This window comes from Spirillospora sp. NPDC052269, assembly GCF_040679435.1.
Taxonomy (GTDB): Bacteria; Actinomycetota; Actinomycetes; order Streptosporangiales; family Streptosporangiaceae; genus Spirillospora.
This window is the reverse complement of sequence record NZ_JBFAUU010000015.1, coordinates 133,230-155,578: the sequence shown is the minus strand read 5'-3', so window position 1 is coordinate 155,578 and position 22,349 is coordinate 133,230. Positions and strand designations below refer to the sequence as shown.

At 71.9% G+C, this 22,349-nt stretch carries 26 protein-coding genes and 1 pseudogene; 10 read left to right on the top strand and 17 right to left on the bottom strand.

The window, feature by feature from the left end:
• Window positions 1–17: 17 nt before the first annotated feature.
• The gene (locus tag AB0L06_RS30220; protein ID WP_500234509.1) at window positions 18–659 is read right to left on the bottom strand and encodes a PadR family transcriptional regulator; all 642 of its coding nucleotides are present in this window, start codon (window positions 657–659) and stop codon (window positions 18–20) included.
• 176 nt (window positions 660–835) lie between these two features.
• Between AB0L06_RS30220 and AB0L06_RS30215 the strand changes: the two are divergent.
• A pseudogene (locus AB0L06_RS30215) lies at window positions 836–925 on the top strand (hypothetical protein); the annotation flags it as partial.
• Window positions 926–1,049: 124 nt separating this feature from the next.
• Window positions 1,050–1,295 carry a hypothetical protein gene (locus AB0L06_RS30210; RefSeq protein WP_500234594.1) on the top strand — a complete coding sequence of 82 codons (246 nt, stop codon included), beginning with the start codon at window positions 1,050–1,052 and terminating at the stop codon, window positions 1,293–1,295.
• 118 nt (window positions 1,296–1,413) lie between these two features.
• Here AB0L06_RS30210 and AB0L06_RS30205 read toward each other — a convergent pair whose 3' ends face one another.
• Window positions 1,414–1,605, bottom strand: a complete 192-nt coding sequence (locus tag AB0L06_RS30205; RefSeq protein ID WP_500234508.1) for a DUF397 domain-containing protein — start codon at window positions 1,603–1,605, stop codon at window positions 1,414–1,416.
• Window positions 1,606–1,628: 23 nt separating this feature from the next.
• Window positions 1,629–2,648 carry a helix-turn-helix domain-containing protein gene (locus AB0L06_RS30200; protein WP_500234507.1) on the bottom strand — a complete coding sequence of 340 codons (1,020 nt, stop codon included), beginning with the start codon at window positions 2,646–2,648 and terminating at the stop codon, window positions 1,629–1,631.
• 173 nt (window positions 2,649–2,821) lie between these two features.
• On the opposite strand from AB0L06_RS30200, the gene AB0L06_RS30195 reads away from it, so the two are divergent.
• The 3 genes from AB0L06_RS30195 (at window position 2,822) to AB0L06_RS30185 (ending at window position 4,126) form a co-directional block, all read left to right on the top strand.
• Complete coding sequence (locus AB0L06_RS30195) at window positions 2,822–3,076, top strand: hypothetical protein (RefSeq protein ID WP_500234506.1); 255 nt, start codon at window positions 2,822–2,824, stop codon at window positions 3,074–3,076.
• Window positions 3,073–3,564: an ATP-binding protein gene (locus AB0L06_RS30190; protein ID WP_500234505.1), complete on the top strand. Its 492-nt coding sequence runs from the start codon at window positions 3,073–3,075 to the stop codon at window positions 3,562–3,564. Before AB0L06_RS30195 ends, AB0L06_RS30190 begins: the two co-directional genes overlap by 4 nt.
• An 88-nt stretch (window positions 3,565–3,652) precedes the next feature.
• Entirely contained in the window at window positions 3,653–4,126 is a 474-nt protein-coding gene (locus tag AB0L06_RS30185; protein ID WP_500234504.1) for a TIGR00725 family protein, read from the top strand.
• On the opposite strand, the gene AB0L06_RS30180 is transcribed toward AB0L06_RS30185, so the two are convergent.
• From AB0L06_RS30180 to AB0L06_RS30115, 14 genes are all read right to left on the bottom strand, one after another.
• Complete coding sequence (locus AB0L06_RS30180; RefSeq protein ID WP_500234503.1) at window positions 4,107–5,291, bottom strand: NAD(P)/FAD-dependent oxidoreductase; 1,185 nt, start codon at window positions 5,289–5,291, stop codon at window positions 4,107–4,109. The genes AB0L06_RS30185 and AB0L06_RS30180 overlap by 20 nt on opposite strands.
• 85 nt (window positions 5,292–5,376) lie before the next feature.
• Window positions 5,377–5,505 (bottom strand): hypothetical protein, encoded by a 129-nt coding sequence (locus tag AB0L06_RS30175; RefSeq protein ID WP_500234502.1) that lies wholly within the window; start codon window positions 5,503–5,505, stop codon window positions 5,377–5,379.
• Between the two features lie 139 nt (window positions 5,506–5,644).
• Window positions 5,645–5,833, bottom strand: a complete 189-nt coding sequence (locus tag AB0L06_RS30170; RefSeq protein WP_500234501.1) for a hypothetical protein — start codon at window positions 5,831–5,833, stop codon at window positions 5,645–5,647.
• Between the two features lie 6 nt (window positions 5,834–5,839).
• Complete coding sequence (locus AB0L06_RS30165) at window positions 5,840–7,288, bottom strand: SagB family peptide dehydrogenase (protein WP_500234500.1); 1,449 nt, start codon at window positions 7,286–7,288, stop codon at window positions 5,840–5,842.
• Window positions 7,289–7,356: 68 nt separating this feature from the next.
• A complete protein-coding gene (locus AB0L06_RS30160) occupies window positions 7,357–9,297 on the bottom strand; it encodes a TOMM precursor leader peptide-binding protein (RefSeq protein WP_500234499.1) in 1,941 nt (646 codons plus the stop codon).
• The gene (locus tag AB0L06_RS30155; protein ID WP_500234498.1) at window positions 9,290–11,125 is read right to left on the bottom strand and encodes a hypothetical protein; all 1,836 of its coding nucleotides are present in this window, start codon (window positions 11,123–11,125) and stop codon (window positions 9,290–9,292) included. The genes AB0L06_RS30160 and AB0L06_RS30155 overlap by 8 nt, the downstream gene beginning before the upstream one ends.
• A 250-nt stretch (window positions 11,126–11,375) precedes the next feature.
• Complete coding sequence (locus AB0L06_RS30150; protein WP_500234497.1) at window positions 11,376–12,242, bottom strand: glycosyltransferase family 2 protein; 867 nt, start codon at window positions 12,240–12,242, stop codon at window positions 11,376–11,378.
• Window positions 12,243–12,288: 46 nt separating this feature from the next.
• Entirely contained in the window at window positions 12,289–13,209 is a 921-nt protein-coding gene (locus AB0L06_RS30145) for an NADP-dependent oxidoreductase (RefSeq protein ID WP_500234496.1), read from the bottom strand.
• A gap of 20 nt (window positions 13,210–13,229) precedes the next feature.
• Window positions 13,230–14,765, bottom strand: a complete 1,536-nt coding sequence (locus AB0L06_RS30140; RefSeq protein ID WP_500234495.1) for an MFS transporter — start codon at window positions 14,763–14,765, stop codon at window positions 13,230–13,232.
• Window positions 14,762–15,016, bottom strand: a complete 255-nt coding sequence (locus AB0L06_RS30135; protein WP_500234494.1) for a hypothetical protein — start codon at window positions 15,014–15,016, stop codon at window positions 14,762–14,764. The genes AB0L06_RS30140 and AB0L06_RS30135 overlap by 4 nt, the downstream gene beginning before the upstream one ends.
• A 162-nt stretch (window positions 15,017–15,178) precedes the next feature.
• Window positions 15,179–15,547 (bottom strand): fluoride efflux transporter CrcB, encoded by a 369-nt coding sequence (gene crcB / locus AB0L06_RS30130; RefSeq protein ID WP_500234493.1) that lies wholly within the window; start codon window positions 15,545–15,547, stop codon window positions 15,179–15,181.
• Window positions 15,544–16,080, bottom strand: a complete 537-nt coding sequence (locus tag AB0L06_RS30125) for a fluoride efflux transporter FluC (protein WP_500234492.1) — start codon at window positions 16,078–16,080, stop codon at window positions 15,544–15,546. The genes crcB and AB0L06_RS30125 overlap by 4 nt, the downstream gene beginning before the upstream one ends.
• Before the next feature lie 356 nt (window positions 16,081–16,436).
• The gene (locus tag AB0L06_RS30120; protein WP_500234491.1) at window positions 16,437–17,993 is read right to left on the bottom strand and encodes a sialidase family protein; all 1,557 of its coding nucleotides are present in this window, start codon (window positions 17,991–17,993) and stop codon (window positions 16,437–16,439) included.
• Window positions 17,994–18,288: 295 nt separating this feature from the next.
• Entirely contained in the window at window positions 18,289–18,765 is a 477-nt protein-coding gene (locus AB0L06_RS30115) for a hypothetical protein (RefSeq protein WP_500234490.1), read from the bottom strand.
• A 157-nt stretch (window positions 18,766–18,922) separates the two neighbouring features.
• Here AB0L06_RS30115 and AB0L06_RS30110 point away from each other — a divergent pair, with 157 nt between their 5' ends.
• The 5 genes from AB0L06_RS30110 (at window position 18,923) to AB0L06_RS30090 (ending at window position 22,345) form a co-directional block, all read left to right on the top strand.
• Window positions 18,923–19,558 (top strand): LysE family translocator, encoded by a 636-nt coding sequence (locus AB0L06_RS30110; RefSeq protein WP_500234489.1) that lies wholly within the window; start codon window positions 18,923–18,925, stop codon window positions 19,556–19,558.
• A 75-nt stretch (window positions 19,559–19,633) separates the two neighbouring features.
• Window positions 19,634–19,816: a DUF3099 domain-containing protein gene (locus AB0L06_RS30105; RefSeq protein WP_122197198.1), complete on the top strand. Its 183-nt coding sequence runs from the start codon at window positions 19,634–19,636 to the stop codon at window positions 19,814–19,816.
• A gap of 25 nt (window positions 19,817–19,841) precedes the next feature.
• The gene (locus AB0L06_RS30100) at window positions 19,842–20,468 is read left to right on the top strand and encodes a trimeric intracellular cation channel family protein (RefSeq protein WP_500234488.1); all 627 of its coding nucleotides are present in this window, start codon (window positions 19,842–19,844) and stop codon (window positions 20,466–20,468) included.
• A gap of 46 nt (window positions 20,469–20,514) precedes the next feature.
• Entirely contained in the window at window positions 20,515–21,327 is an 813-nt protein-coding gene (fdhD, locus tag AB0L06_RS30095) for a formate dehydrogenase accessory sulfurtransferase FdhD (protein WP_500234487.1), read from the top strand.
• 82 nt (window positions 21,328–21,409) lie between these two features.
• Window positions 21,410–22,345 carry a metal-dependent hydrolase gene (locus AB0L06_RS30090; protein WP_500234486.1) on the top strand — a complete coding sequence of 312 codons (936 nt, stop codon included), beginning with the start codon at window positions 21,410–21,412 and terminating at the stop codon, window positions 22,343–22,345.
• The last annotated feature ends 4 nt before the right edge of the window (window positions 22,346–22,349 follow it).

The following is a 22,349-nucleotide window of genomic DNA, read 5'->3' as shown; positions in this document are numbered from 1 at the left end:
TCCACATTGCGAGCCGTCTAGTCGCGCGCCGTCGCGCGTTCCGTCCCCACGCCGCTCCCCGTCACGTCCCGCCCGCCCCCACCGCGCGCCGCGCCGCCGCTCCCCGGTCTGCCCTGCGCCGTGACGCCGTTCCCCGGCACGCCGCTCCGCCTGAACAGCGCGTCGGCCTTCTCCAACCACCGGTAGGCCGCGTCCAGGCGGAACAGCTCGGCGTCGGCGACCAGCGTCAACCCGATGTCGTCCTCGTCGGCGCGGCTCTTCAGCGCGGTGAACCGCTGCATGGTCTCCACCACGTGCCGCCGGTGCGTCTGAAGCACCTCGTGCACGTCGACACCCGGCACCGTCGAGGCGACCATCACCTTGATGACCAGCTCGTCCCGCGGCGGCGGGGTCACCCCGGACGGCGCGCGCAGCCATCCGGTCAGCTCGTCCCACCCAGCCCCGGTCAACCGGTACCGCTTCTGCGACGACCGCCCGTCCGCCTCCTCCGCGTCGGACTCGATCAGCCCGTCCCGCTCCAGCCGCTGCAGGCTCGTGTACACCTGCCCGACGTTCAGCGGCCACAACTCGCCCGTCCGCTGCTCGAACTCCTCACGCAACCGCAGCCCGTACTTCGGCCCCTCGCTCAGCAGGGACAGCAGGGCATGACGGACACTCATCGCCGACCTCCCCGAAAGATACTCAGTACTATACTCGTTATACTCCCACCGTCCAGAGCAATCCGCGACGCATCGGCAAGTCTCCGCCTGCTCGCGCGTTCCGCCTCCAGATCGCCCCTCACGGCGTCGTCCCCGGCCAGTTCGCCCAGCTCCTCGCGCTGTACGAGCAGGAGGGCGTGACACAGAACCAGCTCTGCGACCAGGTGCGGATCGACCAGTCGACGCTGTCCCACACGCTGGGACGCATGGACCGGGACGGGCTGATCGAACACACCCCCGACCCGGCGGACCGCCGCCGCACCCTGGTCACGCTGACCGAACGCGCGGGCGACCGGCTTCGCGATGGCCGGCGCCTCCTCCGACGCCAGGATCAGGGCCAAGAGACGCCGGATGCCGTTCATCGCCGCGAACGGACTGCTGATCCTCGTCCCCGCCGCGCTCTACCTCGACAGGCTCGCCTCCCGAGGAGGGTTCGGCACCCTCTTCTACGCCGTCCAGGCACTCGAGCTGACCGCCGGCGCGGCCAACCTCACGCTGATGTCGCTCAACCTGCGCGACGGCCTCCGACTGACCGGACGTTGGCCCGGACACGGACACCACCACAGCCCTGACGCCTCGACATCAGCCCACAACTGAGACAGGCGCACCGTCCGGACGGCCCGGGAGGCGCCTCGCGTCGACCAGGCCGAACCGGACGCCGCCCCTCCCTCTCAATGCGCCGGATGACTGCCGTCCATCGTCTCGTCGGACGAGGTCAGTCCGCGCGGATGATCGATGCGAGGGTTCGCCATTCGGCGGCCCCCAGCAGGATCGGCGCAATGCTCGTGTCCTTGCTGTCGCGGATCGCCACACCGTCATCCAGGTCGGCGAGTTCCACACAGTTCCCGTTCTGGCCACTCCGTGAGCTCTTGCGCCATCTGGCGTGGGACAAGTCCGGGACGTTCATCCCGCACCGCCTTTCCGGTCGCCTCACTGCGCTGCATCCGCCAGCTTCCGGATGAGTGCGATCGACTCGTCCGGGTGCTCGGCGGCGGCGCGCAAACGGTCAAACGCAAGAATAAACCGCCCCACGTCGTCCGCATCCTCCAGATAAACACCTTCCGGGACGGATTCGAGGTAGATCACGTCGGGGTCCTGAGGCTCGGCGAAGTCCAGGACCACGAACGGGCCGGTCACGCCCGCGTGGGCGCCCGCCGCGAACGGGACGACCTGGATCATGGTCTTGGCCTGCTCCGACATCTCGGCCAGGTGGACGAGTTGCCGACGCATGATGGCCGAGCCGCCGACGGTGCGATGCAAGGCGGCCTCGTCCAGGATCGTCCACAAGCGTGGGCGATCGGCACCATTGAGGATCTCCTGCCGGGCCATGCGCACCTCGACACGGCGCTCGATCTCGTCCGGGTCGAGTTCCTGGGGACCGCCGCGGATCATCGCACGGGCGTAGTCGGCCGTCTGGAGCAGTCCGGGAATCATGGTCGTCTCGAAGGTCCGGATGCCGGACGCTCCGGCCTCAAGGCCGATGAACGCCTCATAGGGATTGGGCAGGACGTCCCGGAAGGAGTGCCACCACCCGGGCTTACGCGCGTCGCGCGCAAGCTGGATCAGCCCTTCCTTCGTGGTTCCGCCGATCCCGTAGAGGTCGAGGAGTTCGCGGACGCTGCGCGGCTGCGGCTTGGTCCGACCGGTCTCGATGCGGAACAGCGTGGTGTTCGACCACTCCAGGCGCTTGGTCACCTCATCGCGGCTGAGCCTGCGCGCCTCCCGGCACCTGGCGAGTTCGAGCGCGAGCCTGCGGGACAGAAGCGTCGGGCTGTGTCCCGTTCCCGGACGACGTGTCATGACATCCTCCTTGCTCTTTTGCCGAATTGCACAAGCCGTATTGCGTGAGCTGGCCAGCGTCGTGCATTGTGTTCGAGGACAGAGTGTCATCACATCGATGCGCTCGGTGGCGAAAGAGTAGAAGTCCGGCTCTGCTCTCAGGCGGCTCACGGGCCGACCTGGGAGGAGGTCCGGAACACAAGCGGCCCCGGCCTGGTGCGGCTACACCAGGCCGGGGCCTTGCCCGACTGGAAGGAGTCGGACCAATGCAGAACCTATCGGACACGAGGCGTCCGGGTTCGCAGGTGACACGTGGCGCAGGCGGCGAACACACGCTGAACGCCGTGACGCTGACTCGGATCGGACTGCTGGCGGGACTGATGGCTGACCTGCGGCGATTCGGCAGGGCTACACGACTGGAATGCCCGAAGTCGGGTGAGCCGGTGCTGTTGGTGCGCGCTCCCCTGTCGGGGGCGTGGTTTGCGGTGCTGGTGACGCGGGACGCGCAGGACAGGTGGCTGTTCGGATGGCGCGACCGCCTCCAGGTCGCGGACGACTCGGCGATGGCCGCGGCGCGGATCGCCGAGGTCGTCCGGTGACGGCCTGGGACCTGGTGGTGTCGCGGCGGCTGGATTCACCGTGCGGCGCGCGGCTGGACGTCAGGGCGGTGCGCGCGCAGGTGCGATCGTGGGTGATGGCACGCCCCCTGCCTGTGGACCTGGACGTCGTGGACCTGGCGGTGGCGGAGATCGCGGCGAACGCCGTCCGGCACACCGCGTCCGGACGGAGCGGCGGCGGGGTTGACGTGGCGGTGCGCACCGTCCATGGGGCCGAGTTCTCCGCGGCGCACGCGTTGCGCGTGGAGATCACCGACGACGGTGGCGCGATGGACATCCCGATGCTCCCGATGCCCGAGGCCGATGCCTTCGAGGATGCGGACCTGACCGCGGAGTCCGGGCGCGGCCTGGGCCTGGTGGCCATGATGACCGACCGCTCCGGCGCGGTGCTGCTGCGCGAGGGCGACCTGCGCCGATGGCGCGTCTGGTTCGAAGTGGCGGTCGGCGCGCACACGGACGCCCCACGGTGAGAACGCGCGCCGGGTGCAGGCGCTCGATCTGCGTGGCGCCTCAAGGGCTCTCTCGCGCTTGGCTAGGGTCGCGAGGGGAGGAACTGACATGGCCGTTCAGGTTTCGGTGTGCGGGCCGAGTGACTGCACCGGCGACGAACGTCGGGATGCGTACGAGGTCGGGCGGCTGCTGGCCGAGCGCGGGGCGGTGGTGGTCTGCGGTGGGTACAGCGGGGTCATGGCCGCCGTGGCGGCCGGTGCACGATCCGCGGGCGGGACGGTCGTGGGCGTCCTGTCTCATGACACCGCCGAGGGCGCCAGCCCGGACCTGTCGATCGTGATCCCGACGGGTGCCGGCGAGGCTCGGAACAGCGTCATCGTCAACTCCGGTGACGCGGTCATCGTGGTCGGTGGCTCATGGGGAACCCTTTCGGAGCTGGCATTGGCCGCGCGTCGAGGCCGCGTCCCCGTCGTCCAGCTGGGCGGTTGGACGATCCTGGGCCGGGACGGCGAGCCCGTCTCCGGCATCCGCCACGCCACCACTCCTGAGGAAGCTCTTGCCCTTACCGGCCTGTGGTCCTGACGAATGAGGGCTCGGCTCCGGCGGGTTCGAGCATGCCCGCATACGCGCGGAAGTACCGGTCGACGTAGGCGGGGTCGCCTTGGTTCTCGATGACGCGCTGCGAGTGGTCGTCGATCTCCATTCGAGCGACGAGCAACGTGTTCCGGTAGGCGGCGTCGAAGTCGCGGGGCAGCTGCCGGGCGTACCTGGTCAGGGCTTTCCTGACTCGGTCATGGTCGTCCAAGGGGATGTCGAGGTGGTCGGCCAGCATGCCGGCCTGGGTGAAGGCGTCGGTGATACCCCGGGCGGTGCCGGGATCCTTGGTGTGTGCCGCGTCGCCGACCAGGACCCAGCCCGGCCCTTGGGCGTGGCGGAAGAAGTTCGGTTGGTCGGCGCAGCAGAACAGCGGTTCCTCCTGCCGGGCGTCCGCGAGTTGCCGGTCGAGTTCGAGCGAGGCCCGCCGCACCTTGCCGAGGTAGGTCCGCTGACGGTCGTGGTTCGCGATGGTGTCTCCGGTGCGGGAGAACGCGAGTCCGATGAGCGTGAGTCCGTCATGGGTCGGGATGCACGCGGTTCCTGCCCCTGCCCCAAGGTAAAGACGCAGGCCCTGGTCCGGGATGCCGCTCCAGTAGGTGTAGTAGGTGTAGGTGAGCTTCGGGTCTTGGCGCAGGTAGGGCGCGCGGGTGAGGCGTGCGATGGTGGAGTTGCGTCCGTCGGCGCCCACGACCAGGTGAGCTCGTTCCACGTGTCGCGCTCCGTGCCGGGTGCCGTGGACGACCCCGGCCACGGCTCCGTTCTGCCAGTGCAGGTCCAGCACGGTGGTGCGGGGGCGGAATTCGGCACCGGCCCGGACGGCGGCCCGGACGAGGATGTGGTCCAGGATGTGGCGGCGGGGTGCGCAGCCTCCCGTGACCACGCCGAGCATGGGCGCCTGGCCGGTGAGTCGAGCGCCGGAGAGGTCGGCGCAAACGCGCGTCAGGGACGGGCAGCCCGTGGCGAGCACCTCGTCCAGCAGGCCCCAGCGGTGCAGGTGGGCCAGGCCGGGCTGGTGGATGTAGTGGGTCGACACGGTGTCGCTGGGAAAGCGGGCGCGGTCCAGGAGAAGGACCTTGTGTCCGGCGCGGGCCAGCAGCATCGCGGTGACCGCTCCGGCGCAACGCGCACCCACGACGATCACGTCGTACACCTGTTCCGTCCTCCCGGGACGTTGCCGGCGCAGCGGGCGGATGCCCGACGTCAGGTGTCCGCCCGCCGCATGGTTCACACGACCGCTACTTGCCCCAGTTGCATCCGCAGACAGGGGCGGTCTCGGTGGGGTCCGTGGCCTGCTCGGCGTCGGACGGCCGTACCTCGATCGTGCCGGTGGGCAGGTCGTTGAGCTGGTCGATGATTTCTTCCATGGACGATCACTCCTTGTTGTGGTTGCTCGGGGTTGTGACCCTGCCGTCAGGCCGACGCGTGAACGTCGGCCCGCTTCAGGGGGCCGACCGATGAGCAGGAGGCTCAGCGGCCGCCCGGCCCTGTCGGCCCACCGGACGCTCAGCCGCAGTGGGACCCGCACGAACTGCCGCACGGGCACAGGCAGGAACAGCTGGTGCACTCGCAGGTGCAGTGGGTGCAGTCGCAGGGAGGCAGCTCGGGAACGTGCGACGTCTGCTGAGCGTCGGCCGACCGCACCTCGATCGTGCCGATGGGCAGGTCGTTCAGTCGGCTGATGAGTTCTTCCATGGACGGTCACTCCTCGATCTCGTGCGCATGTCGGGTGGTGACGTTGCGGTCGGGCGGACGCGTGAGGGTCGGCCCGCTCGGGTGCGGGTGGCCGATGAGCAGGAAACTCAGCGACCGGTGGGGCGCGGCCAGGCCGAGAACGGCGTCGGTGACGGGGTTGGTGCCGTCGGAGTGGATGCGGCTGGTGAGGCCGAGTGCGGCGGCGGCCAGGGTCGCCCGGTGGACGACCATGCCGGTTTCGGCCTGTTGGAGGCGGTAGGCGAGGTCGCCGTAGGTGGCCGTTTCGATCAGTGGGGCGCCAACGGGGATGAGCGCGGCGGCGGCGCCGCGCAGGGCGTTGCGGGTGTTGACGATGAGCGGACCTGCGGTGATGTCGGCTGAGCCGTGATGGATGAGCGTGCGTCGCGTGTGGTCGTATCGGTAGGCGCCGGACGGGATGTCGGTGACGTTCCAGATCAGGACGTACAGGTCTGTGGTGACGCGGTCTCCAGGGCGAGCAGCCGCCAGGATGCGCGCCAGGTCGGCGGCGGTGAGCGGGCGGCGGCGGAAGCCGTTGATGGGCGAGGCACGGTGGGGGATGCCGCGTGCCAGGTCGACGTCCTCGGCCAGGGGTAGGGATATTGCCGGTTCGGAGGGTGATGCGGCCGGTCGGGGCGTTGATGGTGGCAGGGGTCCTGGCGTTCTGGTCGCGGCGTGGAGTTCGGCCAGGTGAGGCAGGAGGCGGGTGACGGGTCTGGGTGGGTCGACGGGTTGAGCAGCGGCCTGGGATGGCGGTGCGTCACTTCGGGGTGCCCCGCTGCGGGGGGTGTTGAAGGTCAGGACGGCGAGTGCGCCTTCGGCGGTGGGGTCCAGGCCCAGGAGGGTTTCGGTGTGTTCGCCGTCGAAGGCCAGGTGGATCGAGGCGTCCAGGTTCATGGATTCGGCCAGGACGAGAGCCTGGGCGCACAAAGCGCCGGTTTCCTGGCAGGCGAGGCGGTAGGCGAAGTCGCGGTATTTGAAGCCGTTGCGCCAGAACACGGAGGTGAGGACGATGGCGGCGTCCGCGGTCGCGGCTTGTGGGAGCGCGTTGCGGTGGTCGCCGTCGCGGACGGTTTCCAGGGCGTGGTGGACGATGTCGTAGTGGTGCAGCGCCGTCTCGTCGAGCAGGTACGCCTCGATCGGGTACAGAGCGCCGCCGGACGCCACCGGGCGGCCGATCCGCACGGAACGTGGGCCGGGGATCGCCTGGCCCACGCCGTCGGTCGGGTGGTTCCAGGACACGCGGGTCAGGCCGAGCAGGCCCCGGAGGAGGTCGCCCTTCCAGGCGTCCTGGCCGGTCGGGGGCAGGACGGTGCGAGTGGTGTCCCGGTACCGCTTGTAGCGGGGTGGGGCGGCGGCCCAGTCGATCGGCTCCGCGCGCCGCTGGTCGATGGCTGCCAGAAAGCGTCGGGTGGCGTGCCCGTCGGTGACCGTCATGAACTCCGCTCCCCTGCTGTTCCAGCTTGCTCTGCCTTGGTCGGGTCCGGGCTTGGGGCTTTGGCCGCTCAGGGAAAGGGGTGTGGGTGCGGGTTGAGTTCGTCCGGACGCAGGTCGCGGTCGCGGTAGCCGAGCAGGCGGGGCACGGTCAGCAGCCGAGGCAGGTCGTGGACACGCCGGTAGCGGTGGCCGAACGTCATCGACACGGTGCCCGGGACGATGACCTTGGCGGCGGCCAGCCCGCCCGCTTTCAGATCGGCGCAGGTCGTGTCGACCGCGATGACGTCCAGGCCGGTCGACAGGAAACGGCCGACCAGCTCGCTCAGGTCGTCGGCGAGGTCCCGGTGGGTCGGCCATGGCTGGACGAGTTCGGCGAGCGGCCAGCCGGGAGCGTCGGTCGGCAGGAAGCTCAAGCGCGACCAGGCGTCCGGGTGTCCGTACAGGGTGTGGTGGTCCGCCATTTCCCGGACGTGGTCAGGGTCGTCCAGCATGGCTTGCCGGCGGTCGTCGTGTGCCGGGTCTTTGGCGCTGTCGCGGTTGGGGTCGGCGGCTCCTTGGACGAACACGAGCAGTTCCATCAGCGCCGAGTGCAGAGCCTGTTCGGCGTGAGGGTGGGCGCCGGCGCCGCAGAGGACGTGCGGGCGGTCGCGGCCGTCTCGGTCGCGGCCGTCTGATCGGTCGACGGCCATGACCCAGAAGGCGGGTATGCCCTGTTCCATGGGCATCGCGAACGCCATGACCTCGTAGCCGAGGTTCTGGCGGATCTGCGTGGCGGTCAGCGGGATGCGGCGGTCGGTGACGGAGTTCAGGTCGACCTTGGGGACGGGGAGCCGTCCGTACCAGGTCATCAGGAAGGCGTCTCGTTCGGCGACCTCGAGCAGGCCGTGCAGGATCGCTTCGTTCCGGGAGCTGCCGAGGGCGGCGCCGTTGGAACACTCGTACACCCAGCCGGGCTCGGCCTTCGTCCTTTCGCCGTAGTAGGCGTAGGTGGCCGGGACCAGCAGCGGACGGGCGGCGGCGAAGGAGTACCCCCAGACCCAGCTGGCCCGCGCCTCCGGGTCGAAGCGGGTGTAGTCGAAGCCGTCCTGGTCGTACCAGGAGTCGGGGTAGAGGCCGAGGGTGCGCGGGTCGAGCGCGTGGTCGGCGATGTCGGCGTAGGCGGCCCGGACGGTCGTCCGGCCGCACAGGTGTGAACCGGCGTGGCGTTCGAGTGCCTCGGCGATCGCGGTCAGGCGCGCCGAGCGGGCGTCGCGGGTGCGGCCGTAGCCGTGGCGGCTGTCGTGCCCCTCACCGGCCGGCCCCAAGCGGGCCATGGCCCACGGGATCGGGCCGGTGTCGAAGGCCACGACCGAGTTGATCAGCCCGGTTTCGGTGTCCGCGTACGTCTCCTCCAGGCTTTCGGTCAGCTCGCCGGTTCGCAGTCGTGCCGGGTCGGGCTTGGGGGCGCGTTCCGGCGTCAGGTCGGCCGCGTGCTCCTGGGGCGGTGCGGCGCAGTCCGGGCAGCGCGGGTCGGGGAGCAGGCGGTGGTGGGTGAAGGCGCCTGTGGCGGCCGAAACCCGCAGCACGCCGTTCCGGGTGTGGACGAAATCGGACGCCAGTTCGTCGCGCACCAGGGCGGCGACCAGGTCGGTGACCAGCGGCAGAAGCGGCAGTCCGTCGTGGTGTCCGCTGTTGCGCCGCGTGTCGAGGCGTTCGCGCAGCTCGCGGCGGGCCGCGGCGTGCGGCAGGTTGCCGTTGCGGCGTCTGCGCAGGCAGGTGGGGCAACCGGGCCGCGATGGCTCGACCGCCGGGCCGATGAAGATCACCCCGGACTCCAGCCGCACCGGAAGCCATGGTGTGCCACCGGCGCGGACCGCCTCGTGCGGGGCGGTGTCGCCGCCGTCGGTGACCACCACTCGCAGGTGCGGCGGCACAGGCATCCGACGCAGCGCGGCATGGAGCGTCCCGGAACCCAGCACGCCGTCATCGGCCGGGTCTGCCGCGGACTCGTCGAGCAGACCATCAAGCATCGCTCGTCACCGCCTGCGCCACGAACGGCAGCAACTGGGCCACCTGGGCGTCGTGGGCCAGCGGGAGGACGGTCGGCCTTCGGCCCGCCCGCGTGAGCGCGTCGGTCATCGCCTCGGCGAACCGCTCGGTATCGCGGTCGTCGGCTTCGTCGCCCTCGGGCCAGCGGATCGGTGGATCGGCGTACCAGGGCTGTCGTTCGGTGCGGGACTGCCAGGCCAGCAGCGCCCGCTCCAGCGCCGCGCGCATCGCCGCGGCGGGACCGGCCCCGCAGGCGGGAGCCGCGTACGTCATCGTGACGCGACCGTCCTGTTCGGGCGCTGTCGAGCCGGTCGCGGTGCCGACCATGTACGCGGGGAGCCCGAACACTGCGCTCAGGTCGCGGATCTCCACCTGCTCACCGGCCGCCTCCAGCAACGCCACCAGCTGCGCGACTCGGGCGTCGGGCAGTGCGGCGACCGTGGGGAAGTCACCTGGATCGTTCTGGCGTAGCAGCGCCTGGCAGTGCTGCGCGAGGGCGGCCGCCACGGCCTGCGGCCAGGACAGCCCCGCCGCGACGCCGACCGGCGCGGTGTAGGGGGTGAGCGCCTGCCGCGTCCCGGCGAGTGCCTGGTAGGTGGCGAGTCCCGCCAGCACCGTCCGCAGCCGCGCGGAGTCGGCGGTGTCGCCCCATCCGATCACCGAGGGCTCGGCCGACCAACTCGGTAGCGCTCCGCGCGGGTCGGACACGGTCGCCTGGCACACGCGCAGCGGTGTCTGTGCCAGGTCACCGGAGTCCAGCGTTCCCAGCACCCCGGTACGGGCGTCGACGATCTCCGCCACCCGCGCCAGCAGGTCATCGGCCGCCATGGGCGGGAGGGAGGCCACATCCGGAGCCGTGTCGTGAGGGCCGGCGTAGGGGAACACGCGGTGTCGCCTGGTGTCGAGGGTGCGCAGGTCGATCCGGGTCACCGCCGAATCCGCCGACGCCGACGCCGGACTCGGTGATGCCGCCGGTGTGTTCGTCATGCCGGTGAGGTACTCGAAGCACGACAGCGCCGTCTGCGCGACCAGCACCGTGGGGACCGCGCCCGTGAGCCAGTCTCTGTCGTCCGGCGCGTCCTGCCGCAGTGTGTGGCGCGGCAGTCCCGTGAGCCGTCGCCAACACGCGGACGCGACGCCGTTCGTCCCGACCGGCGTCACCCAGGCCTCGTCCTGCCGGAGCCATACCTGGCCCAGCGCGAGGCCGTGCCGGGCGCAAGCGGCCGCCGTGGACTCCAGTTCGTCGGTCTGGTCGCCGTCGTGCACCTGCAGCACGACGTCGGCGTCGTGCCATGCCTGTTCGGTGCCGCCGATCAGCACCATCTGGTCGGGGTCCCGGCGGCTTTCGGCGACCGCCGCCAGCAGGTCCACCGGTTCGTCGCCCAGATCGGTCACCCGGACGGTGTGCCAGCCGCTGTTCAGCCCGGCCCGCAGCAGCGCGCCCAGCACCGGGCCCGACCCGACCAGGGAGATCCGCGCCAGCCGCAGGCGTTCGAACCGCCGCTCGGCCGAGTCGAAGCCGTACCGGATGAACGCGATCTCCGGGGCGTAGACCTCCTGCTCGGCCGCGCTCAGCCAGTGAGGTTCCTCGACCCGCGCGTCCACCACGAACCGGTGCTCGGCCAGCGCCCCGACCAGCCGTTCGACCAGGTCCCGGCGATCGGGCGACAGTGGCCCGGTCAGTTCTTGGAGGGTGTGCTCTCCGGTGAGGAACGGAGCCAGACGGGACAGCCACACGTATCCGTGCTCCCCCGCGATCGTGCACGCACCACGATCACTTTCCAGGAACACACCCTCATCGCACTCCACGTAACGCACATCGTCCAACAATCTCGGCCGCATGCATCTCCCCTGCCGTGTCCTGTCAGTCCCACTGCGAGATGCCCGAGCCCACCGGGCCTGCACCCCGCAAAGGAGCAAAGTCGAGGGAAAGGCCCGGCCCGGCTCGCCATCGAGCGGTCTTGCACGCTGCACTGGTGCGGCAGCGGGCGGTTGGCGGGATCGGTGGGGAACGAGTGCAGCCGTCGGCGTGGGCCGGCGGGCCGCGCGACGGCCGGTCTCAGATGACCGGCGGACGGCCCACCCGGGTGAGGCGTCCCACCGTCCGCCAGGCGATCGGCTTCCGCGTCTGCTCGTGCCGCGTGGACAGGCCCTCGCGGAAGCCGCGCAGGGTGGCGGCGAGCGCCTCGCGGGACCGCAGCCGCGCGACCGTCAGGATCGCCCACGAGGCGATGTACACCGCGGCCAGCGGCATCGGCAGGTTGCGATAGGCAGCCCAGACGCGGTTCCGCGCGCTGAGCCGGTGGAAGCCCGCGTGCCGCGCCGGATCAGTCGCCGGATGGTGAACGACGACATGCGGCGCGTAGCGGCCCGTCCGGCCCAGGTCCCAGAGCCGCCAGGCCAGGTCAAGGCCTTCGTGGAAGAGGAAGTAGTGGCCTGGCCAGTGGCCCGCGCGCTCGAAGTCGTCCCGGCGCACCAGCACGATGCCTTCCGACATCGTCGCGACCGCTCCCCCGCGCCGCGGATGCCTCCCGCGCGGCCGCGGCACCCATCGCGCGAGCGTCACCCCGGTCACCGGGTCGGCGATGCGCGGCTGCGCGTAGGCGGCCTCAGGGTGCCGTTCGAGCTCCGCGACCAGCCGCGCGACGTCGTCGCGGCGCGGTAGGACGGCGTCGTTGTCGAAGAACAGCACGAACTCGCCGCCGCCGAGCGCGTTCGCACCCACGTTCCGGCCCTCGGGGATGCCGACGTTCGTCGGGAGCGCGACCGTCCGGACGCCGTCGGGCACGCCGTCCGGGACGCAGCCGTTGCCGACGACCACGGCGTTCAGCGTGACGCCCTCCTGGGCGAGCAGCGACGCCATGGCTTCGGCGAACTCGTCCGGACGGTCGTTCATGGTCAGGACGACCGCGTCGACGGTGCTCATGGCTGGTAGTGAAGCAGGCCGGGGCGCCTGCCGAGGGGTGGTCCGGTCAGGGCAGGAGGACGATTTTGCCTCGGGTGTGGCCGGTGCGGCTGGCGTCGAAGGCGGCGGCGACCTCGGCGAGGGGGAAGGTCCGGGAGACCTCGACGGTGAGGGCGCCCTGGTCGGCGAGGCCGACGAGTTCGGTGAGGGCGGCGCCGTCGGGGCGGGTCCAGACGGACGAGCCGCCGTGGCGGCCGACGGCGGGGTCGGCGATCGAGGCGTGGCGGCCGCCGGAGACGAGGACGGCGAGGGTGGTGTCGAGCTGGCCGCCGACGCAGTCGGCGACGGCGGTGACGCCGCCCGGGGCCAGGTCGCGGACGCGGTCGGTCTGGCCGTCCCCGTAGGCGAGGGGTTCGGCGCCGAGGGTGCGGACGAAGTCGTGGTTGGGGGCCGAGGCGGTGCCGAGGACGCGGGCGCCGCGCTCGCGTCCGAGCTGGACGGCGATGCTGCCGACCCCGCCGGACGCCCCGTACACCAGCAGGACGTCGCCGGGCCCGACCTCCAGCCGGTTCAGCATGCGCAGGGCGGTGAGGCCCACGAGCGGCAGGCCCGCCGACTGGGCCCAGTCGAGCGCGACGGGGCGGCGGGCGAGGAACTCGGCCGGGACGGCGACGTACTCGGCGAACGTGCCGTGCCGGACGATCGGCATGCGGGCGTAGGCGATCACCTCGTCGCCGTCCGCGAACTCGGGGGTGTCGGGTCCGGCTCCGGTGACGACGCCCGCGACGTCCCAGCCGGGGACGACCGGGAAGACCGCCTCGATCAGCGGGTCCAGGCCGCCCGCCATGACCTTCCAGTCCACCGGGTTGACCCCGGCGGCGCGCACCTCGACCAGGACGTGGCCCGGCCCGAGGCGGGGGTCGGGGACGTCCCCGAACCGCAGGCGCGAGTTGTCCGGGGCGTAGGCGTCGTAGCTGGCGGCCTTCATGGTGGTCCCTCCGGACGGTGTCAGTGGCCGTTCTCGGTCGGCCGGAAGTCGGACGGGATCACCCGGTACCCGATGTATCCGGACAGGAGCAGCAGGATCCCGGCGACGGCGAACGCGACGCCGAGCGCGTGGGTGAACGAGGCGGCCGCGGCCGCCATGATCCGCACGCCGAGCCCGCCACCGTTCTGCGCGGCGATGACGGCGGCCTCGCCGATCGAGTCGCGGACGCGCGCCATGTCGGCCTCGCTCAGGCCGAGGCTCGGCACGTCCCCCCGGTACAGGACGGCGGCGAGGCTGCCGATCGCGGCGACGCCCATCGCGCTGCCCAGCTCGTAGGAGATCTCCTCGACGGCCGCGGCGCCGCCCGCCTCCTCCTGCGGCGAGGACGACAGCAGCGCCACGGACGCGGCGGTCGTGGCGATGCCGAAGCCGGTGCCGAGGCACAGCAGCGCGACCGCGATCTCGACGTACTCGAGCCGTCCGGCGAGGTCGGCGATCCACGGCACGGCCATCCCGACGGCGGCGAGGACCATGCCGACACCGAGGACGACGCGGACGCCGAACCGCTCCATCAGCCGGGGCGTGAACAGCGGCGCGACGATCAGCGCGGCCGGGGCGGGCAGCAGCCGGAGTCCGGCGGCGAACGGCTCGAGGCCGCGCGCGTACTGGAACCACTGGGTGAGCAGGAACAGCACCGCGCCCAGCGCCATCATGCCGAGGAAGATCGCGACGGCCGAGACGGTGAAGACGGGGTTGCCGAACATCCGCACCGCCAGCAGCGGGTTGGCGATCCGCAGCTCCCGCCGGACGAACAGGGTCAGCGTGAACGCCGCGACGGCCAGCAGCACCAGGCCGACCGGTATGTCGTGCCCGCCGACCAGCTTGATGCCCCCGGCGAGCGAGACCATCCCGACGACCGACAGGACGACGCCCCACCAGTCCCAGCCCCCCTCGCGCGGATTGGACGACTCGGGCACCAGCCACAGCGCGAACACGATGCAGACGAGGGCGACCGGGATGTTCAGCAGGAACGCGGCCTTCCAGCCCGACGCCTGGACGACCAGGCCGCCGACGAGCGGGCCGAGGGCCATGCCCGCGCCGATCACGGCCGTCCAGACGCTGTAGGCGACGGCGCGTTCGCGCGGGTCGGTGAACACCACCCGCAGGATCGAGATCGTGGACGGCATGATCGCCGCGCCGCCGACGCCGAGCAGCGCCCGCGCCGCGATCACCACCCAGGGCGCGACGGCGACGACCGCGAGCAGTGAGGCCGCCGCGAACAGGACGAACCCGATGAGCAGCAGCCGGCGGCGTCCCCAGCGGTCGCCGAGCGCGCCCGCGGTGATGAGCAGCCCGGACAGCACCAGCGCGTACGCGTCGATGATCCACAGCTGCTCGACCGAGGTCGGCCGCAGGTCCGCCACCAGCGACGGGAACGCCACGTTGAGGATCGTGGCGTCCATCGCGATGATCAGCAGGCTGCCCGACAGGACCGCCAGGACGGCCCATCGCCGCCCCGTGGCGGTTCCGGGCCCGGCGGGAACCGGCCCGGTCACCCGTGGTACCCCGGCGGAGGCGGGGCGGGTGGCCGCGCGTCCGCGGGCCGCTGCATGGCGGTGTTCGCGACCGCGCACAGCAGGCTGACGATGGCGACGCCGACGACGAGCAGCACCCCGACCACGACGACGAGCGCGGCGACGACGGCCGTCGCGAGGCCCCCGGCCCACAGGCGTCCGGGGTTCGGCCGCGGCTGGGACGCCGCCGGGTCGTCCGGCCGGGACGCGGGACCGTACATCGAGTTCGACACGACCGGCCTCCTCCCCGTGCCGCCCTTCATGGGACCCGTAGCCGCAACCCCTCAGCGGGAAGCCCAAAACCCGTCCCAGGTTGGGCAAAAGGTGAGACCGGCGGTGCGGGTCCCGGACTCGGACAGGGCAGGAGTCGGGGTCAGGCGGTGCGGGGCCCGGCGTCAGGAGGCGCCGGAGACGGCCTGCGCGAGGACCATCCCGACCCACGCCGCGCCCAGGCCGGCGCCGAGCGAGGCGACGACGTTGAGCACGGCGTACGACCGCGCGCCGGTCTCGGCGAGCCGGACGGTCTCGTACCCGAACGTGGAGTAGGTGGTCAGCGCGCCGCAGAACCCGGTTCCCAGGACCGCCATGAGCCCGCCGTCGGCGGGGTAGGCCGCGAGGAATCCGAGGAGCAGGCAGCCGAACACGTTCACGGCGAACGTCCCCCACGGGAACACCGAGTCGTGCCGGGACTGGACGGCGCGGTCGGTCAGGTAGCGCGCGGGCGCGCCGACGGCCGCGCCGAGCGCGACGAGGAGCAGCGTCATCGGTCATCCCCCTGGGAGGTTCCGGCGCCGACCGTCGCGGCGGCGTCCTCGGGAGCGGCCTTCGACTCCGTCCGGGCCGGGGTGAGCGCGCGGGTCAGCCGGACGCCGGTCCAGACGGCGGCGAGCGCCGTCACCAGGGTCGCGGCGAGGTAGGCCAGCGCGATGCCGGGCGCCCCGTCCCGCACCGCCTGCTGGACGTCCACCATCGCGGTGGAGAAGGTGGTGAAGCCGCCGAGCACGCCGACGCCGAAGAAGGGCCGTAGCAGCGGATGCGGCCGCAGCACCTCGGTGATCATCACCATGAGCACGCCGATGACCAGGCAGCCGGAGGCGTTGATGCCGAAGATGGCCCAGGGGAATCCGCCGGGGCCGTGCGGGAAGGCGGTCGCGAGGCCGTACCGGGCGAGCGCCCCGCACACCCCGCCGGCCGAGATCGCGCCGAGCGTCATCCAGGGGGCGTGGGCCAGCTCACGTCGCTGTTCGGGGACGCGCAGCTCCACGTCGGGATCGACGGGCAGCCGGGGATCGGACATCGGTTCCTCCTACCAGGGCACAGCTGATCACTCTGGCAGGGACCGTTGGCGAAGCGTCGCGGTTTCCCGGGCCCGTGTCGCGGGCGCTCCGGGGCGGCGGGCCCCACCGCCGCGGCCTCGTCCTCACGAGGACCTCCGCACATTCTAGCCAATCCCACCCCGCCCCCCAGGCGACCCAGGTCACACCCCAGCCTTTGATCACGCGCGACCTGAAAGGAACAGGGCCGGTCGGAGGACACGGCCCGACCAAGCCGCGCGGCCGGACAAGGCCGCGCGGCTTGATCACGTGAGCCCCTGCCGGAATGCGGAGCGCCCGCCCCGGCCGGTGGCCGGGGCGGGCGCGGTGGTGACGCGCGTCAGTGGCGGCGCGGGTGGGCGTTGAGGTGGGTGGGGGCGGCCAGGCGCGGCGCGGGCCGCGCGAGCGGCGGGCCGGAGTCGACCGGGCCGGGCCCGAAGACGCCGCTGTAGACGTCCGTCGGGTCGGACGCGTCGCCGGTGGTCGCGACGAGGACGGGCCGGAAGTCCGTCCCGCCGCTCACCGCGACGGACTCGTAGTCGCCGAGGAAGTGGCCCCATCCGGCGTACGGCGCGAGCTCCCAGTCGAACACGCCGGAGATCCGGCGCTCGGACCCCTGGGACCCGCCGCGCGCGTAGGTCTTCATCCACATGGCCGTCGGCAGCGTCGTGGTGTCGTCCGGCCGCAGGTAGCGCAGGTCGTAGTAGGTGACCGCGAGCCGGCCGCGGTCGTTCACCGCGATGGACGGGGTGAACGCGGGCGCCGTCGGGGCGGTCTGGTTGATCTGGACGGGCGCGGACCAGGTCCGGCCGTGGTCGGTGGAGTGGACGAGCTCGACGTCGTCGGACTTGCCGCCGGTGAACGCCGAGCCCTCGAACGCGGCGTACAGCTCGCCGGTGACCGGGTCGATCGCGGCGCTGATCAGGTTCGCGCCGGCGCGCATCGCCTTGCTCGGGTCGTCCGGCGCGTTCGGGTGGACCTCCGGCACGGACGTGTCGGACCCGATCGTGGTGGGCTTGCTCCACGTCCGGCCCTGGTCATGGGACGTGACGAACGCGAAGTGCAGGTCCGTCGGCGTGACCCCGGTGGCGTCGCTGTAGGTCTGCCACTCGAAGAAGTCGTACAGGGTGTCGGTGCGCGCGTCGGGGACGATGACGTTGCCGATGGTCTGCGAGTTCGGGACGCCGCTGGTGTCGACGAACGCGTGCGCGGGGCCCCAGGTGCGTCCGTGGTCGCGGGTGACCGCGATGTAGGACGGCCCGTCGTAGTGCGCGCCCGGCCCGCTCGCGACCTGGTCGATGCGGTCCCAGACCTGGTAGGCGGTGCCGGGGTGGCGCGGGTCGGCGGTGACCGAGTTCTTGTCGTCGGTGAACGCCGCGTCGGTGTCGTCGATGAGCTGGGTGACGTGCGTCCAGGTCCTGCCGCTGTCGTAGGACGTGGCGGCGCCGACGCCGTTGCGCGGGCCGTTGGTGTCGAAGTCCAGGCCGCTGGAGTAGGCGACGCCGTCCGGGCCGAAGTCGACCCAGGCGTCGGAGGCGCGCTCGTAGTTCAGGCCGCCGGGCGCGCACTTGCTGAACGGCAGCGGGATCTTGGTGAAGTGCTTCCCGTCGGTGCTGTAGGACGCGGCGACGCCGCGCGCGCCGCCGTTCGACCAGCGGTCCTGCTGGTAGGCGGAGATGACGTGGCCGGGGTTGTGCCGGTCCACCGCGACCCACGGCTCGTCCTCGGCGCCGGGGACGACGACCGAGCCGGGCTTGTCCCCGGCCGTGCACGACGCGTACGGGTTGCCCGGCGAGATGTTCTTGACGGGCTGCCCGGCGTCGGCGGACGCGACGGCCGTCAGCGCTCCGCCCAGGATCAGGGCGAGCCCGGCGGCGGTCAGACTTCGTTGTCTCATGCAGGTGCTCCTCGGTGAGCGAGGTGCCGCTACAGACGTGTAGATCTTCACGGCCTTCGCAGGGAACGTAGATCTGCGCTCGAGCCCCTACAACCCCCATTGGCCGACCCCGGTCAAATGCCGTCCCGTCCGGATCCGGACGTGACGGGCAACCTCGTGAAGATCGACAGGGTCGGCTCGTTCGGCATGATGCGCGGCCGGGTCAGCTTGAGCAGCGGTTCCAGCAGGTAGAGGACGATGGTGACGCGGGCGAACAGCAGCGCCCGGTTGAAGGGGCGGCGTCTCCCGCGGGCGTTCAGAGCGCCGGCACGGCCCGGTTCCGCCGAATCCGCAGGACGGCCACGAACGCGGCCGTCGCCAGCGCACACACGACATAGCCGATGAACCCGGCCTCGCCGACCATGGTCAGGACGCGTCCGGTGGTGTCGTAGGAGGCGATGAACCGGCCGCCGGAGCCGAGCGGGGCCCCGAGGCCGAACAGCGCCGCGGCCGGGACGGCGATCTCGTTCGAGCCGTCGGAGAAGTCCGGGTAGGCCCAGGCGAACACCAGCAGCGCCAGGTCGGTGACCGCGAACGCCGCGACCGCGACGGCTCCGACCCGTCCGCGCGGAAGGGCCGCCGTCGCGATGATCAGCGGCGCGAGCAGCACCAGCGGGACGAGCCCGAGCGAGAACAGCATCATCGCCGCCAGCCAGCCCGGGGCCAGCAGCCGGGCCGCCACGGCGAGCAGCATCACGCAGCACTGGACGAGCAGCATGTGGTGTCGGGTCATCCTCCGAGCCTCGCGGCGCGAAGGTCCCGGCGGCAGCGCCCGGATACTCAGATCCGCTCGTCCCGGTACTCAAACGGGCCGCGCCGCCTCACCCAAGGCCCCGCACCTCGGCGAACGCCCCGCCGAATCCCCTTCGGGCCAGCGCTACGATCAACGCGTGCCCACCCTCATCCTGCCGTTTCTGCTCGTCGTCGCCGTCCTGACCGTCACTCCGGGCCCGGACATGGCCCTGGTACTCCGAAACGGTGTCCGGGGCGGGCCCAGCCTCGCGTGGTGGACGGGCCTGGGCTGCTGCCTCGGCATCGCGGTGCACGCCTGCGCCGCCGTGGCCGGGCTGTCGGCGCTGCTCGCCGCCTCGGCCGCCGCGTTCACGGTCGTCCGGCTGGCGGGCGCGGCCTACCTGGTCTACCTCGGGGCGTCCGCGATCTGGCACGCCCGGCGCGGCAAGCCCGCCCACGAGGCCCCGGAGGCGCCCGCGCCGGCCGTGGCCGTCACCCGGAAGGCCGCGTTCCGGCAGGGCCTGGTCAGCAACCTGCTCAACCCCAAGATCGTGCTGATCTTCCTGACCCTGCTGCCGCAGTTCGTCGCGGACGGCGAGCCGCGCCTGGCGACCACGGCCGTCCTGGCCGGAACGCTCCTGGCCTTCGCCGTCCTGTGGTGGCGGCTGTTCTCGCTGATGGTCGGGGCGCTCGGCCGGGTGCTGTCGCGGGAGCGGGTGCGCCGGGTGTTCGACCGCGTCACCGGAACGGTCCTGGTCGGCCTCGGCCTCCGGATGGCGCTGGAGCACGGCTGAGCCGGGCGTCCGCCGCACTCGGGCCGGGTGCCCGCCGCCACGGCGGACCGGCGCCCCGCGACGTAGCCTGGAGGTATGAGGCGCCGCAAGGTGGCGTACGGCATCATGATGGGCACCTGCCTCACGCTGTTCGTCCTGTCCTGGACGGTGGTCGCCCGGTTCAGTCCGCCGGCCGCCATCGTGATGTCGATCGTGGCCATGGTCATCCCGCCGTTCGCCGCGATCGTCGCCAACTGGGGCATCGACCGCCGGGAGTGATCCGGCGGTTTGAGATGATCTGCGGGTGAGTGACCTCGGGATTCCCGGCGCGCTCGACCTCGCCGGGATCTTCGTGTTCGCGGTGTCGGGGGCGCTCGCGGCGGTGCAGAAACGGCTGGACATCGTCGGCATGGTGGTGCTGGCCGAGATCACCGCGCTCGGCGGCGGGGTGCTGCGCGACGTGGTGATCGGCGCGATACCGCCCGCCGCGTTCACCAGCGTGGGCTACGTGGTCGTCCCCCTGTTCGCGACCGCGCTGGTGTTCTGGTGGCACCCCCAGGTCACCCGGATCATGCCGGCCGTCATGCTGTTCGACGCGGCCGGGCTCGGGCTGTTCTGCGTCACCGGCTCCATCAAGGCGCTCGACTACCACCTGTCCCCGCTGCACGCGGTGCTGCTCGGCGTCATCACGGCGGTCGGGGGCGGCATCCTGCGCGACATGATGAGCGGGCAGATCCCCTCGGTGCTGTACGACCGGCAGCTCTACGCGCTGCCCTCCCTGGTCGGGGCGACGGTCGCGACGGCGCTGTGGCAGGAGGGGCTGCACGGGGTGTTCGTGTCGGCCGGGTCGGCGCTGCTGGCGTTCGGGCTGCGGGTGGCCGCGATGCGCTGGAACTGGCGGACGCCGCGTGCCCGGGGCGTGGCGGACTGACCGTCCGGCGAGCCGGTGAAGGTAGAACGAAAGGTAGTTTCGGTACATGGGGCGGATCACGGTGCGCAGGCCGGTGGAGCGACTGGCGGTGGGCGGGGCGCGGAACCGGCGGGCGGACACGCTCGCGGTCGAGGAGCCGCTGGAGATCCGGGTGGCGGGCGCGCCGCTCACGATCACGATGCGGACGCCCGGCGACGACTTCGACCTCGTGGCCGGGTTCCTCTCGGCGGAGGGGATCGTCCGGTCGGCCGGCGACATCGCGGCGATGCGGTACTGCGCGGACACCCAGGAGCAGAACACCCTGGACGTCGTGCTCGCCCCGGGCGTCCGGCCGCCGGACGACACGCTCGTCCGCGCGTTCACCACGACCAGCGCGTGCGGGGTCTGCGGCAAGTCGAGCATCGAGGCGCTGCGCGCCGAGCGGCCCTACGACGTGGCGGCCGACCCGCTCGAGCTGGACGCCGAGGTCCTCGCCGGCATGCCCGGGTCGCTGCGCGCGGCGCAGCGGGTGTTCGACCGGACGGGCGGCCTGCACGCGGCGGGGCTGTTCGACGCGTCCGGCAAGCTGCTGGCCCTGCGCGAGGACGTCGGACGGCACAACGCGGTCGACAAGGTCGTCGGGTGGGCGCTGCGCGACGGCCGGCTCCCGCTGACCGGGACCGTGCTCATGGTGAGCGGCCGGGCGTCGTTCGAGCTGACGCAGAAGGCGACGGCCGCGGGGATCCCCGTCCTGGCGGCGGTGTCGGCGCCGTCCTCGCTGGCGGTGGAGCTGGCCGAGGACGCCGGGATGACCCTGGTCGGCTTTCTTCGTGGGGAGACGATGAACATCTACAGTCGTGGCGGCCGAATTCGCGCGTGAAGTGACTACTCCCTGGTAGGTCACGTCTGTACCCTGCTCCCCATCCCACCCGTGCGGGCGTGGGATGGACCGAAGGAGGGTCATGACCGAGTCCCTGGCTCCCAGAGGGACGGAACCCGAGATCGACGAGCGACACCCACCGATCCGGCCGCGCCGGGTGACCTTCGACTGGTCGTCCACGCCGCTGCACTGGATCCCCGGCGACCCGGTCGCCACGCACATCATCAACTCCTTCCACATCGTCCTGCCCGAGGGCGAGAAATGGTTCGTCCAGGCGGTCCGGGACGCCCGGCCGCACCTGCGCGACGAGAGGCTGCTGGAGGAGATCCGCGGGTTCATCGGGCAGGAGATGGTGCACGCGCGCTCGCACCAGGGCGTGCTCGACCAGATCCTGGAGGCCAACGGGATCGACGTCGAGAAGATCACCCGCCAGATGGCCGCGGGCAACGCCCAACGTCCGGCGGACATGGAGAAGCTCAAGGCCAAGTCGCCGCGCGCCTGGCGGCGGAGGCTGCGGTTCGAACTCGCCGCGGTCTCCTCGATCGAGCACTACACCGCCGTCCTCGGACAGTGGATCATGGACAACCGGCGGCTGGACGCGGCGGGCGTCGACCCGACCATGCTGGACCTGCTGCGCTGGCACGGCGCCGAGGAGGTCGAGCACCGGTCCGTCGTGTTCGACACCTACCAGGCGATGGGCGGCCGCTACCCGATGCGCGTGGCCGCGTGGGTGGTGTCGCTGTTCTTCCTGTACTGGGCGCTCATCGGCGGCTCGCTCTACCTGCTGAAACAGGATCCGACCGTCCGCGGCAGGGTGACGCTGCCGCGGATGTGGTTCGCCTACCGGCGATCGGTCCGCAAGGGGCACATCCCGGGCATCTTCAAGCTGCTGCTCGGCGAGGCCCCGGTCTACCTGCGTCCCTCCCACCACCCGTCCCAGATCTGCTCGACGCCGCGCGCGCTCGACTACCTCACGACGTCCCCCGCCGCCAAGGCCGCCGGCCACACCCCCTACTAGAAGG

Coding starts and splice junctions, on each gene's coding strand:
- AB0L06_RS30220 (WP_500234509.1), bottom strand. CDS start 659: ATGAGTGTCCGTCATGCCCTGCTGTCCCTGCTGAGCGAGGGGCCGAAG.
- AB0L06_RS30210 (WP_500234594.1), top strand. CDS start 1,050: ATGCCGTTCATCGCCGCGAACGGACTGCTGATCCTCGTCCCCGCCGCG.
- AB0L06_RS30205 (WP_500234508.1), bottom strand. CDS start 1,605: ATGAACGTCCCGGACTTGTCCCACGCCAGATGGCGCAAGAGCTCACGG.
- AB0L06_RS30185 (WP_500234504.1), top strand. CDS start 3,653: ATGGCCGTTCAGGTTTCGGTGTGCGGGCCGAGTGACTGCACCGGCGAC.
- AB0L06_RS30175 (WP_500234502.1), bottom strand. CDS start 5,505: ATGGAAGAAATCATCGACCAGCTCAACGACCTGCCCACCGGCACGATC.
- AB0L06_RS30170 (WP_500234501.1), bottom strand. CDS start 5,833: ATGGAAGAACTCATCAGCCGACTGAACGACCTGCCCATCGGCACGATC.
- AB0L06_RS30165 (WP_500234500.1), bottom strand. CDS start 7,288: ATGACGGTCACCGACGGGCACGCCACCCGACGCTTTCTGGCAGCCATC.
- AB0L06_RS30160 (WP_500234499.1), bottom strand. CDS start 9,297: ATGCTTGATGGTCTGCTCGACGAGTCCGCGGCAGACCCGGCCGATGAC.
- AB0L06_RS30150 (WP_500234497.1), bottom strand. CDS start 12,242: ATGAGCACCGTCGACGCGGTCGTCCTGACCATGAACGACCGTCCGGAC.
- AB0L06_RS30145 (WP_500234496.1), bottom strand. CDS start 13,209: ATGAAGGCCGCCAGCTACGACGCCTACGCCCCGGACAACTCGCGCCTG.
- crcB (WP_500234493.1), bottom strand. CDS start 15,547: ATGACGCTGCTCCTCGTCGCGCTCGGCGCGGCCGTCGGCGCGCCCGCG.
- AB0L06_RS30125 (WP_500234492.1), bottom strand. CDS start 16,080: ATGTCCGATCCCCGGCTGCCCGTCGATCCCGACGTGGAGCTGCGCGTC.
- AB0L06_RS30120 (WP_500234491.1), bottom strand. CDS start 17,993: ATGAGACAACGAAGTCTGACCGCCGCCGGGCTCGCCCTGATCCTGGGC.
- AB0L06_RS30115 (WP_500234490.1), bottom strand. CDS start 18,765: ATGACCCGACACCACATGCTGCTCGTCCAGTGCTGCGTGATGCTGCTC.
- AB0L06_RS30105 (WP_122197198.1), top strand. CDS start 19,634: ATGAGGCGCCGCAAGGTGGCGTACGGCATCATGATGGGCACCTGCCTC.
- fdhD (WP_500234487.1), top strand. CDS start 20,515: ATGGGGCGGATCACGGTGCGCAGGCCGGTGGAGCGACTGGCGGTGGGC.
- AB0L06_RS30090 (WP_500234486.1), top strand. CDS start 21,410: ATGACCGAGTCCCTGGCTCCCAGAGGGACGGAACCCGAGATCGACGAG.